This window comes from Kangiella sp. TOML190 (genome assembly GCF_023706045.1).
Lineage (GTDB): Bacteria > Pseudomonadota > Gammaproteobacteria > Enterobacterales > Kangiellaceae > Kangiella.
Genome location: NZ_BQYL01000001.1, coordinates 783,911 through 796,290 on the forward strand (window position 1 = coordinate 783,911; position 12,380 = coordinate 796,290).

Below are 12,380 nucleotides of genomic sequence, written 5' to 3' on the forward strand. Positions count from 1 at the left end.
TAAACGCTTGAATAACCTTAATGAGTAACTCGGATACCATTGCCGCCATTGCAACCCCACCCGGTCGTGGTGGCGTTGGTATTATTCGAGTCTCGGGCAAACTATCCTCACAAGTTGCACAACAACTACTAAAAACTGAACTCAAAGTTCGGGATGCGACCTACCTACCTTTTTTTGATCAGCAAGCGCAAATTGTCGATCAAGGGATCGCAATTTTTTTTAAAGCGCCCCACTCCTTTACTGGCGAAGACGTTTTAGAACTGCAAGGCCACGGCGGGCCAGTGGTTTTAGATGTTTTATTAAAAGAATTGCTAAAACTTGGCGTTAGAATCGCTAAACCGGGGGAGTTTTCCGAGCGCGCTTTTCTCAATGATAAGCTTGATCTGGCGCAAGCCGAAGCGATTGCCGATCTAATTGAATCCACTTCCGAGCAAGCTGCTCGATCGGCAATTCGATCCTTGCAAGGTGAGTTTTCGGCGAAGGTTCATGGCCTAGTGGAAGAGCTAATCGCACTGCGAATTTATGTAGAAGCGGCGATTGACTTTCCCGAAGAAGAAATTGATTTCTTATCGGACGGCAAAGTCTTAGCTGATCTTAATCGCATTATCGAAGCCGTTAAAAATTTGCAACAAGAAGCCCAGCAAGGATCGATTTTACGCGAAGGCATGACTGTGGTTATTGCGGGCAAGCCTAATGCGGGAAAATCGAGTTTACTGAATGCTTTGGCCGGCAAAGAAGCAGCGATTGTTACTGAAATTGCTGGGACCACTAGGGATGTGCTAAGAGAGCATATTCATATCGACGGCTTGCCATTGCACATTATTGATACTGCTGGCCTGCGCGAGTCCGATGATAAGGTTGAGCAAATTGGCATTGAGCGAGCTTGGAAAGAAATTGAACAAGCGGATCAAATTATTCTGGTGGCCGACTCTAACGAAGTGACCGACTATTCACCCCACGCTATTGATCAATCTTTTACCCGCTTTGAACAATTTAAAGATAAATTATTGATCGTTGCTAACAAAACCGATCTCTCGAAAATAGATAAGCAACCGATTGATTCGGAATATAAAGTCATTCCCATTAGCGCCAAAAAAGGCGATGGTATCGAAGCTCTAAAAAGCGCACTCAAAGAAATTGTTGGCTACCAGCAATCTTCCGAAGGTTCTTTTTTGGCTCGCCGCCGCCACCTAGACGCTATTCAAAAAAGTTTGGACTTTTGCGTAAAGGGTAAAGCACAACTGGTCGATTTTAATGCCGGTGAATTACTCGCCGATGAACTGCGCCAAGCGCAAAACTCGCTTTCAGAAATCACCGGCGAATTTTCCGCCGATGATTTGTTGGGTCGAATATTTAGTAGCTTTTGTATTGGCAAATAAAAACTTAACTTAAGCGGTTCAGCTGTTCTGCATGGCGTTATTCTTGTTTTCGCGGGCGACTGATGGAAGTGCCTGTAGTCAATAACAGAAAAGTTCAATTTAGGTTAATACCTTGAGGTCAAGATCCCTTTTGCTCAAGAAAAAGCAAATAACCAATTGATTTTATTAAGACACAATCAGTATTATGGGAACTAAAATGTCCTCTTAACAGGGGTAATTAAGAGCAAAAGGGATCTAAAAAATAAATGTCTTATAAATCAAGCAATTATGCGCAATGTCGCATATTCAACTGTTAGCTGCAAAGAGAAAGTATGGACGTTGAAAAATTTTTAGCAGATTTCCAAGATTTCATGGCGCCATCTATGGATGTATACGAGCAATCAATTTACATCTATATCATTCGTCATAGTCGCCTGATTGGTCAGAGCGATGCTGTCATTGGTTTTAAATCTGCGCGTAAAAAGCTGGGTTATGGAGTGGGCAAACACAAAACACCACCTTCAGAAGGTGTATGTTATGAGAGGCTCGGGACCCTCTCGGAAAAGGGATTCATTAAAGTCTTGGGCTCCGAGCGAATGGGAACAAGAATTCATGCATATCTTCCAGAAGAGATCCCAGAGCTGTGTGATGGCCACTCCAGCGAACAAATCATAGATATCGAAGATATGGATTTCTTTGAGGATGTAGAAAATCGTCAGGCCATATTAGAAAGAGAAAAACATGAATGCTTCTATTGCAGGGCAAAGTTAACGGCAGACAACTACATTATGGAGCATGTAGTAAGTCGGCCTGCTGGCGACAATTCCTACCGAAATATAGTCGCCTCTTGCAGAACCTGCAACAATAAAAAGGGCCCCATTGATGCTGCTTCTTTTGTTCGCAGTCTGTATCGAGAAAATTTGCTTTCCCAAGACGAATTTAAGCAGGTTCTCGAAAAACTTGAGATGTTAAAAAAAGGCGAGTTGCAGCCCATAGTGCTAAGCAGCTAACAATTTGCTGTACTCGGACCCAACTACGCGCCGCAAGCTTGTGGTTTGCTGCGCAAACTTTACCACAAGCTTGCTCTGCTCCGTTGGGCCGGTAAGCAAGGCGTTACAAAAAATCATCTTAGTTACTAAAAAATTGTGTATTCCCATTACTATTTGCTAGATTGAGTCTTTGGTATTTAACAAGGAGTTAATTATGGCGAATAATCCGATCGGTTGGTTTGAGATTTATGTGGACGATATGCAACGGGCGAAAAATTTTTATCAATCGGTGTTAAAGGTTGAGCTGGAGTCTTTAAGTAACCCTACTGAAGATTCATTAACCATGTGGGCTTTTCCCTCGAATATGGAAACTTATGGTGCCAGCGGCGCTTTGGTGCACCATGACAGTGTTAAAGCGGGCGGCATGAGCACGATTGTTTATTTTCATTGCGAGGATTGTGCGCTGGAAGAGTCACGGGTGGAAGCTGCGGGTGGTAAAGTTGAAAATGGTAAAATGTCGATAGGTCAGTATGGTTTTTGCAGTTTGGTGCGGGATACTGAAGGCAATATGATTGGCTTGCATTCGATGAAGTAGCAATAGAGCTCAGACCTATGCACCATAGCCCCCTTTATATTTAGCTGAGCAAAGTCAAAGGCATAGCAATTCAAATCTGTGACCAACGGAAATCCCTTTAGGGAGACGATTTGAACAAAGAACATCAGCACCATGTTCTAGATATTAAAAGCCACAACAGGAAAATCAATCCAGATCTATTCTGGATCCTGCGGTCAAGCCGCAGGATGACGTATTCTGAGTTTTAATAACTTATTAAGTAATTTAAGGAAATACTTTTGAGGCTTTGCGGGATAATCAAGTAAGTATTAAATCCCGGTATCACACTGTCGAATATCACCCGACTGAATACCGCGGTTAAACCACTGCATTCGTTGTTGTGAGGTGCCGTGAGTAAAATTTTCTTTTCTTGGCGGGATCCCTGCTCTTTGCATAATGGTATCGTCGCCAACCGAAGCGGCGGCTTTGATCGCCTCTTCCACATCACCACGTTCTAAAAACTGAGTTCTTTGTTGAGTATGATTTGCCCAAACGCCAGCGTAGCAATCGGCCTGTAATTCCATTCGTACTTGCAAGTCGTTGGCCTCTGCTTTGCTGCGAGCACGGGCTTGTCTTTGCCGCACTTTGCTTGAGGTGCCAGTAATGGTTTGAATATGATGGCCGACTTCGTGCGCTAACACATAAGCTACCGCAAAATCACCGGAAGCGCCCATCCGTTGCAATTCATTTAAAAAAGCCATGTCGATATAAATATCCTGATCACCAGGGCAATAAAATGGCCCCGAAGCCGCTTGGCCAACGCCACAGGCGGTTTGCGTCGCGCCTGAATACAAAACTAAGGTTGGCGGCGGATATTGTTGACCGGCATTTTGAAAAATGCGTCCCCAAGTATCTTCCGTATCTGCCATCACCACCGACATAAAATCTTTAACGGCTTCTTCTTGTGGCGAAGATTGATAAGGTTTGGACTGTTGCGGAGTTTGCGCTTGTTGCTGTTGCATCCCCTGCATCACTTGCGCCGGATCTTTGCCCAATAAAAAAATTGCGATTAGTGCCATGATAATGCCACCGCCGCCAATCGCCGCACCCTTTTTCATGCTTTGGCCGCGTCTATCGTCTACGTTTGTACTGCGTCTTCTATCTTTCCAGCGCATAGGTCCCCCATAAGTTACATAACATAGAGACTTTACCATAAAGTGGTTCGTAATTGAGGGTTGAAACGGCAAACAATGTAAAGCATAAAAAAGCCCAGTAAAAACTGGGCTTATAAGGTATTAACAGATTTAATTATCGCTGCTGGCCTTAGGCGGAACAAACTCGCGACGAACTCGCAAATTTTTAATTTCACTTATAGCAAAAGGCTTGGAAACACGGTTGCCAGCATTGATTTCATACTTGATAAGTGCGTTATCGCCAGAAACCGAAAGAATTTCGCCTTTATATTTTTGTCCACGGTAGTTAAAAAACGCATCGTAACCCACATAGTTAGCCAGCGAAGCAACGGCTGTTGGTTGTACCGTTAGGCCTTGAACGATCGTTAGGGTCGATTCTTCAGGCGTGACTTCGTCAAGTTCTGGCAATTCTGAAGGATCGGGACGGTTACCGAATAGTGGAGTGATGGATTGATCGTTAATCATCACATCGGCATTCAATAAACTCATTAAACGACGAGGAGAAACACCTGCTAAGCTCATAGGTTGTAAACTGCTGTCGGGGTGGAATTTAAGCTTTATGGAGCGTGGGTTAGCGTGATAAGCCGCATATGTTTGATAAAACTCTGGGCTTAGGTAAATATTTTCTCGGAACAACAGATGTTTCAAATAGGAAATATGGCGTTCGGTATATTGTTTCTCGCTTAGGTTCGATTCTTGCGCACACAGTTTATTGATGTCTCTTTGAATACCATTGTCAGAAACCTCTATCGAGCCGCCGCCCAAACCCATACCAAAAGGGTTGGTAAAAGAAAAACCATCTAAACGGAAGTCCATTTTCAAAGTGCTTAATTTATCCAAATTGATGTAGAAATCGGCAAATGCCTTGCTATTGGTTTTATCAATAGAAACTTTAACTTTGGCATCGGAAGTTAGCGCATAGATACCTAAGCTGGATAGATCGGCTACGGATAAATCAGTACGATTACCACAACCGGCAAAGGTTGCTAGATTTAAAAAGGGCGTTGCTCCGGCATTCGTTTGATCCATGGCAGGGTCCAGCGGAAGCTTAGCCCCTTTGGCATCAAACAAAAGATCAAAGTGATTCGGCAAACCTTCTAAGTCTTGATTAGCAAAAGCTTTAGCAACCCGCACATTGGTTAATAGGCTACCGGTTCCCATGCGCAGCTCTTGCACCGTGGCAGCATCAGACAGACCAGGAATGTTAAAGCGAATGCCTTTGATAACGCTATCGCCATTAAGATCCAAGTAGGTTGAATCGTAGCTGCCGCCATTGTTAATAATCATGCTATCGACAGATTGCTTATTTTTATACCAAGCGTAGCCGTAGACTAGCGCTGCAATTACGATTAAAAATAAAAATAATCGAATAAAAAATCTCACAAGTTGCTCCTTTGATGTTTTCCGCCGTCCTTTTTTCTTTGTTTTCCATCTTATGAGTGGAATAGCAAAGTCGTATTATAAGCGGCATGTAATATTATTGGATTTAGCATAGATTCGCTTTTATAGCGCACGATTGCAAGTATTATTGCCAAACTAAAGATCGCCAACCAAGCTAGCCAATAGTGATAATATTCGAATAAATGAAACAGCGTAAAAATAAAAGCCGATAGCAAGACTGCCATCAACAGTCCCCACTGTTGCTTGAAACTGTCAAACACAATGCCGCGAAAAAGGTATTCTTCAAAAAAAGGCGCTAAACCAATAGCGCTAAAATAAACCAAAACTTTTAACCAGTCGTCGCTAGAGAGCGCCAATTGCATACTGGTTTTAAGCCCGGTTGGCGCTGGGAACTGCTTTTGCAATTGCTGGATCAGGAGCGCAAAAACTACACCTAAGATTAAGCTGCCCAATAGCCAGCTGGGGGAAAAACCTAAGCTCGGCAAAAATTGCTGGTGCCAATAGTGTTTGCTGATAATAACAAGAATCAGATAGCTCGCCGCTAGGGAGATAAAAATGGCCAAAGCCGTGGCGTTGGCGGTCACGGTTTCACTAGCCGGATCGTTGCTTACGGCCAGTACCGCTGTGGCGATAACCAGCATTAATAGAAATACCAATAACAACAGGCTAAGTGCTTGTGCAACCGATGGGCTTGTATTGGATAATGCGCGGGAGATGCTATAGCCTTAAATTTAAACCTAAAGACATGATTTTAAAGCTTTATTTCCGATAAAAATAGCGTTATTAGGGCTAAAATTTGAAAAATAGTTGTTCAAAAGATAAACAAATCTCGGTATGATCGCTGCCCCTTGTAAATTACGGCGTTGTTGGCGGCTTTTTTGAGTTAGCGGCTTGTTGATTTTATGAAATATCCTGAAAAATACTCAGTTATTATTGTTGGTGGCGGGCACGCTGGCACTGAAGCGGCGCTGGCGGCTGCGCGCATGGGCGTAAAAACCCTGTTGCTAACTCATAATATTGAAACCTTGGGGCAAATGTCTTGCAATCCTGCCATTGGCGGTATTGGCAAAGGCCACTTAGTCAAAGAAATTGATGCGCTGGGCGGCGCTATGGCCAAGGCTATCGACTTAGGTGGTATTCAATTCAGAACCCTAAACGCTTCTAAAGGCCCTGCGGTACGGGCTACGCGCGGCCAAGCGGATCGCGCTTTGTATAAGGCCGCCATTCGCAGCATGCTGGAAAGCCAAGAAAACCTGCAAATTTTTCAAAACGCGGTCGTGGATCTCATTGTTGAAGGAGCTGGCTCTGAGCAAAAAGTCCGTGGCGTCAAAACCCAAATGGGTTTGGATTTTTATGCGGACACAGTGGTTTTGACCGTGGGGACTTTCCTTGGCGGCAAAATTCATATTGGTATGGATAACCATTCCGGTGGTCGCGCGGGCGATCCGCCGTCGATAGCTCTAGCCGAACGATTAAGAGCCCTGCCCTTTAGGGTGGATCGCTTAAAAACCGGTACTCCGCCACGGATTGACGCTAAATCGGTGGATTTTTCCAAGATGGAAGAGCAGCCAGGCGATACACCAGTGCCAACCTTTTCGTTTATGGGCAAAGCATCGGATCACCCACAACAGATCAGCTGCTGGATCACCCATACTAACGAGCAAACTCATGAGCTGATTCGTGGTGGCTTGGATCGATCGCCAATGTATTCTGGCGAGATCGAAGGGGTTGGGCCGCGCTATTGCCCTTCGATTGAAGATAAAATTGTTCGTTTTGCTGATAAATCCAGCCATCAGATTTTTGTTGAGCCAGAAGGCTTAGATACCGATGAATTGTATCCTAATGGCATTTCCACCAGCCTACCGTTTGATGTACAGATGGAATTGGTGCGCTCGATTAAGGGTTTTGAAAATGCCCACATTACTCGTCCCGGCTATGCGATTGAGTATGACTTTTTCGATCCGCGCGACTTAAAAGCCTCACTGGAAACCAAATTTATTCATGGCCTATTTTTTGCTGGTCAAATCAATGGTACTACCGGCTATGAAGAAGCTGGTGCCCAAGGTTTGATTGCTGGCATGAACGCAGCGTTGCAATCGCAGGATAAGGAGAGCTGGTCGCCAAGACGCGATCAAGCCTATATTGGGGTTTTGATTGACGATCTGATCACCCGCGGAACTCAAGAGCCTTATCGGATGTTTACTTCACGCGCCGAATACCGTTTGATCCTGCGTGAAGATAATGCTGACGCTCGTTTGACCGAAAAAGGCCGCGAGTTAGGCTTGGTCGATGATGCGCGCTGGGCGGCTTTTAGTGACAAAATGGAGTCGATAGAGCAAGAGTCGAAGCGTTTAGCCAATTTAGTGCTACGGCCCGATAGCCAAGCGGCAAAGGCTTTGAATCAACAAATTAAAGATCCGATTAGCCGCGCTTATAAAGTGCAAGAATTGTTGCGGCGCCCTGATTTGAACTATCAAACCTTGGTGGGTTTGCCCGAAATGGGGCCGGCGGTGACCGATCCAAAGGTGGCTGAGCAGGTGGAAATTCGGGTGAAGTATGCTGGCTATATCGATCGCCAGAAAGAGGAAGTCGAGCGTAATTTACGTAATGAAAATACTGCCCTGCCAGCAGATATGGATTACAGCCAAGTCAAAGGCTTATCCAACGAAGTGGCGCAAAAGTTGGCCAACATCCAACCGCAAACCATTGGCCAAGCCAGTCGAATTTCTGGAGTCACACCAGCGGCAATTTCGTTATTATTGGTTTATCTCAAAAAACGTAAGCATTTAAAATCGGCCTGATAGAAAACCGCTAACTTAAAACTAAGAATTAACTTATGGAATCCAGCTTAATTTATCTGCGTAAGGACTTTTTGGATAAGTGCACGCAGCTTGGTGTGAGTGTAACTGCTGAGCAGACCGATAGCCTGCTGGCCTACTTGTCTCTGCTGTTAAAGTGGAACAAGGGGTTTAATCTAACCGCCATTACCGATCCTAAAGAAGCGCTTGATTTGCATCTGGTAGATTCGGTGTCGATTTCACCTTTTATTAAGGATTTCAATAGTTTACTGGATGTTGGCACTGGCGGTGGGCTGCCTGGGATCCCCTTGGCGATATTAAATCCAGACAAGCAATTTAGCCTGCTCGATACCAATTCCAAGAAAACCCGTTTTCTAAAACAAACGGTGTTTGAACTGGGTTTGTCCAATGTTCAGGTGGTCAATTCAAGAGTACAAGACTTTGCTCAGGAATCAGGGTATGCTTGCATACTTTCGCGTGCTTTCGCCTCCATTGAGGACATGCTGAACTGGACTGAACATCTGCTCGCTGAGCAGGGTCAGTGGCTTGCCATGAAAGGGGTTTACCCGACTGAGGAATTGCAGCAGTTGCCGCAACAGATACAGCTGGTTAACAGTGAGCTTATCCAGTTGCCCAATCGAAGCGAACAGCGCCATTTAATCTATTTGCAAAAAACTAACCAATAACAAAGAGTTACTAGAGGTCACTGTGGCGCAAGCAAGAATCATTTCAGTTGCCAATCAAAAAGGCGGAGTCGGCAAAACCACCACCAGCGTTAATCTCGCCGCTTCGTTAGCGCAAGAAGGCAAAAAAGTGTTGTTGGTGGATCTGGATCCGCAAGGCAACGCCACCATGGGCTCCGGTATTGAGAAAAATGAACTCGAAGTGTCGGTTTATGATGCGCTAATGAATCCTTCTGAGGCCAAAGCACATATCACCGTTTCGGAGATCGCTGGCTATGACTTGCTGCCCTCAAATGCCGATCTCACCGCTGCCGAGGTTCACCTATTAGAATTGGAAAACAAAGAGCAGCGGTTAGCCGAAGCACTTAGCAATGTAAGTACTTACTATGATTATGTGCTCATAGATTGCCCGCCTTCACTAAACATGTTGACTTTAAATGCCTTGGTGGCTTCAGATTCTGTGATCATTCCAATGCAGTGCGAATATTACGCATTGGAAGGTTTGTCAGCACTGTTGAATACCATCAATCAAGTGCAGGCGCATGTGAATGAAAACTTGGACATCGAAGGTATTTTGCGCACCATGTACGATCCGCGCAACCGCTTGTCGTTGGAAGTCTCGCGCCAGTTGTTTAACCATTTTCCAGAAAAAGTGTACCGCACAGTAATTCCGAGAAATGTGCGGCTGGCCGAAGCGCCCAGTCATGGGGTTCCCGTATTATTACACGATAGACATTCTACTGGCTCGAAAGCCTATTTGGCTTTGGCTGGTGAAATTATTAGGCAACAGTAATTTATTAAGATTGTCATTGCGAGTGAGGTACGAGCGTGGCAATCTCTCGAAGCGTCGAATTAACTAGATTGTGACAGAAGGAAATACCTTTAGGTACTTCGTCGTTATCACTCCTCGCAATGACGGAAATACAGATAAACTATGAGTAAACCAGGATTAGGAAAAGGCTTAGATGCGCTGCTAGGCGGCGCGGTCAGTAAAAAAGCGAAAACGGGCAAAGCAGCCAGCGCTAGATCTGAAGCGGAGCAAAATGAGCTGCGCGAAATGCCGATCGAGTATTTGCAGCCAGGCCAATACCAACCTCGTCGAGTGATGACAGAAGAAGGTTTGGATGAGTTGGCTGAATCCATCAAAGCCCAAGGCATGATCCAACCGATAGTTATTCGGGCGCTAGCCAAAGATAAATACGAGATTATTGCTGGCGAACGCCGCTGGCGTGCGGCACAAAGGGCGGGCTTGCATCAGGTGCCAGTATTGCTAAAAGATGTGCCGGATGAAGCGGCGATTGCGATGGCGCTGATTGAGAATATTCAGCGTGAAGACTTAAACGCGATGGAAGAAGCTTATGCTTTGCACCGTTTGATGGAAGAATTTGGCCTTACCCAGCAGCAAACTGCGGATGCGGTGGGCAAAAGCCGTACCACCGTGACGAATCTATTGCGCTTACTTCAACTGTCCGAGCATTGCAAAACCCTGTTGGAGCGTGGCGATCTGGATATGGGGCATGCCCGTGCTTTATTATCGTTGGAGCCTTCGATGCAGACCGATACCGCTAAAGTCGTGGTGGCTAAAGGCTTAACGGTGCGTGAAACTGAAAAATTGGTACGAAATCTTAATGAGCCTAAGCCCAAAGCGGCAAAAAAAGAAAAAGATCACCACATTTCAGCGTTAGAACAGCAGGTTGCTGAGAAAATTGGCGCTAATGTGGAAATTCAGCACGGTAATAAGGGCAAAGGTAAGATGGTGATCAACTACCATAGCTTGGACGAGCTGGATGGGATCCTACAACATCTAGGGGTATCAGAAGAATAAAACACTAGGTTTTGTGTGATTAAAATTGCTAATGCTTGAGCCTTAAACGCCCGCGAAAAAAAACAGCAATGTGGCAGTCCTTTGGTTGATAAAAGTGTCCGAAATCTTTATACTTGCCGCCCGAATGAATGGTGAAAGCCTCGATTTTTTGCGTTAGCTCCAGTAATGGACAGAAATTGCAAAATGTTGAGCATTGAAGAAAAGGCAAGCTATGAGTCAAACCATAGCCAAAAAGCAACGCCAAGCAGCCTATAAAATGGTTAAGCTCCAATTAGCCATCAGCATTATTTTAGGCTTGCTCGGATTATTATTATCAAAACAAATTGCCCTTTCTTTATTGGTTGGCGCCCTTATTGTAGTGGTAGCCAATTTCGTTTTTACCAGTATGGTTTTTCGTAAATCAGGAGCGCAAGCAGCGAGCGAAGTGAAAAAGCACTTTGCCATAGGTGAAAGCCTTAAATTGCTGTTAACCATTGGGCTTTTGATAGCAGTATTTACATTATTACCGGTGCAGCCCGCGGCATTATTAATAGGTTTTTCTATTATCGTGCTATCGCAGTGGTTTGCGCCTTGGGTGGTTAAACCGTCAGTTTGACGATTTATTACAGGTTAAAAGAAGTAATGGCATCTTCAGAAAATCAAACCAGTGTTGAATATATCAAGCACCATTTACAAAACCTTCAAGTTTGTAAAACGGATGAAGGTTGGGTTTGGAATCAGTGTCAAGACGCTGGTTTTTGGACGATTCACGTCGATAGTTTAGTGATTTCATTTTTATTAGGTGCTTTGTTCTGTTTTGGTTTCTGGCGCGTAGCTAAAAATGCCAAAGTTGAAAACCCAGGTCGCTGGCAGTCATTCGTTGAAATGATTTTTGAATTTGTTGATAAATCAGTCAAAGACACCTTCCACGGCAAAAACCCTTTAATTGCCCCGTTAGCATTGACCATTTTCGTCTGGATCTTCTTGATGAACTTAATGGATTTGGTGCCGGTAGATTTATTACCTTGGGCGGCCGATAAGATTAATGTGATGGCAATGGGCGCTGAGCCTGGCTCGAGCTACTTGAAAGTCGTTCCATCTACTGATGCCAACATTACCTTCAGTTTATCCTTGGGTGTTTTCTTATTAATTATCTTCTACTCGATTAAAGTTAAAGGTTTTGGCGGCTTTATTGGCGAGCTTACGCTACATCCTTTCTCGAGCAGTAACAAATTCGTACAAATCCTATTGATTCCTGTGAACTTCCTAATGGAGTCAATTGGTTTACTAGCAAAACCAGTGTCATTAGCACTGCGTTTGTTCGGTAACCTTTATGCGGGTGAGTTAATCTTCATCTTGATTGCAGTTCTTATGAGTGCGGGCATCGGCGGTTTTGTTGGCGGTGGTATCGCTTATATGATTTGGGCAATCTTCCACATTTTGGTAATCGTGTTACAAGCATTTATCTTCATGATGTTAACCATTGTTTATTTAAGCATGGCGCATGAAGATCACTAATCACTGGTAACAGTTATTAGTATTAGGTTTTAGTTTTACTTTTTATATTTTGTTTTTTTACATTTAACTATTATTTCTCGATT

12 protein-coding genes are annotated in these 12,380 nt (G+C 44.4%); 9 read left to right on the forward strand and 3 right to left on the reverse strand.

Annotation, left to right across the window (positions count from 1 at the left end; translation table 11 throughout):
- The first annotated feature begins 20 nt into the window (after nucleotides 1–20).
- The 3 genes from mnmE (at nucleotide 21) to NFS34_RS03775 (ending at nucleotide 2,942) form a co-directional block, all read left to right on the forward strand.
- Nucleotides 21–1,379 carry a tRNA uridine-5-carboxymethylaminomethyl(34) synthesis GTPase MnmE gene (gene mnmE / locus NFS34_RS03765; RefSeq protein WP_251358550.1) on the forward strand — a complete coding sequence of 453 codons (1,359 nt, stop codon included), beginning with the start codon at nucleotides 21–23 and terminating at the stop codon, nucleotides 1,377–1,379.
- A gap of 311 nt (nucleotides 1,380–1,690) precedes the next feature.
- On the forward strand, nucleotides 1,691–2,368 hold the full coding sequence (locus NFS34_RS03770) for an HNH endonuclease (RefSeq protein WP_251358551.1): 678 nt from the start codon (nucleotides 1,691–1,693) through the stop codon (nucleotides 2,366–2,368).
- Nucleotides 2,369–2,561: 193 nt separating this feature from the next.
- Nucleotides 2,562–2,942 carry a VOC family protein gene (locus NFS34_RS03775; RefSeq protein WP_251358552.1) on the forward strand — a complete coding sequence of 127 codons (381 nt, stop codon included), beginning with the start codon at nucleotides 2,562–2,564 and terminating at the stop codon, nucleotides 2,940–2,942.
- A 287-nt stretch (nucleotides 2,943–3,229) separates the two neighbouring features.
- On the opposite strand, the gene NFS34_RS03780 is transcribed toward NFS34_RS03775, so the two are convergent.
- The 3 genes from NFS34_RS03780 to NFS34_RS03790 form a co-directional block, all read right to left on the reverse strand.
- On the reverse strand, nucleotides 3,230–4,075 hold the full coding sequence (locus NFS34_RS03780) for a neutral zinc metallopeptidase (RefSeq protein WP_251358553.1): 846 nt from the start codon (nucleotides 4,073–4,075) through the stop codon (nucleotides 3,230–3,232).
- Nucleotides 4,076–4,204: 129 nt separating this feature from the next.
- Nucleotides 4,205–5,476, reverse strand: coding sequence for a hypothetical protein (locus NFS34_RS03785; RefSeq protein ID WP_251358554.1), 1,272 nt, complete (start codon nucleotides 5,474–5,476; stop codon nucleotides 4,205–4,207).
- Nucleotides 5,477–5,526: 50 nt separating this feature from the next.
- Nucleotides 5,527–6,150: a CPBP family intramembrane glutamic endopeptidase gene (locus NFS34_RS03790; protein ID WP_251358555.1), complete on the reverse strand. Its 624-nt coding sequence runs from the start codon at nucleotides 6,148–6,150 to the stop codon at nucleotides 5,527–5,529.
- A gap of 246 nt (nucleotides 6,151–6,396) precedes the next feature.
- On the opposite strand from NFS34_RS03790, the gene mnmG reads away from it, so the two are divergent.
- From mnmG to atpB, 6 genes are all read left to right on the forward strand, one after another.
- The gene (gene mnmG, locus NFS34_RS03795; protein WP_251358556.1) at nucleotides 6,397–8,295 is read left to right on the forward strand and encodes a tRNA uridine-5-carboxymethylaminomethyl(34) synthesis enzyme MnmG; all 1,899 of its coding nucleotides are present in this window, start codon (nucleotides 6,397–6,399) and stop codon (nucleotides 8,293–8,295) included.
- 35 nt (nucleotides 8,296–8,330) lie between these two features.
- Nucleotides 8,331–8,978 (forward strand): 16S rRNA (guanine(527)-N(7))-methyltransferase RsmG, encoded by a 648-nt coding sequence (gene rsmG, locus NFS34_RS03800; protein WP_251358557.1) that lies wholly within the window; start codon nucleotides 8,331–8,333, stop codon nucleotides 8,976–8,978.
- Between the two features lie 22 nt (nucleotides 8,979–9,000).
- The gene (locus tag NFS34_RS03805) at nucleotides 9,001–9,768 is read left to right on the forward strand and encodes a ParA family protein (protein ID WP_251358558.1); all 768 of its coding nucleotides are present in this window, start codon (nucleotides 9,001–9,003) and stop codon (nucleotides 9,766–9,768) included.
- A gap of 141 nt (nucleotides 9,769–9,909) precedes the next feature.
- Nucleotides 9,910–10,800 (forward strand): ParB/RepB/Spo0J family partition protein, encoded by an 891-nt coding sequence (locus NFS34_RS03810; protein ID WP_251358559.1) that lies wholly within the window; start codon nucleotides 9,910–9,912, stop codon nucleotides 10,798–10,800.
- 211 nt (nucleotides 10,801–11,011) lie between these two features.
- Nucleotides 11,012–11,395 (forward strand): ATP synthase subunit I, encoded by a 384-nt coding sequence (locus tag NFS34_RS03815; protein ID WP_251358560.1) that lies wholly within the window; start codon nucleotides 11,012–11,014, stop codon nucleotides 11,393–11,395.
- A gap of 26 nt (nucleotides 11,396–11,421) precedes the next feature.
- On the forward strand, nucleotides 11,422–12,297 hold the full coding sequence (gene atpB, locus NFS34_RS03820) for a F0F1 ATP synthase subunit A (protein ID WP_251358561.1): 876 nt from the start codon (nucleotides 11,422–11,424) through the stop codon (nucleotides 12,295–12,297).
- Nucleotides 12,298–12,380 lie beyond the last annotated feature (83 nt).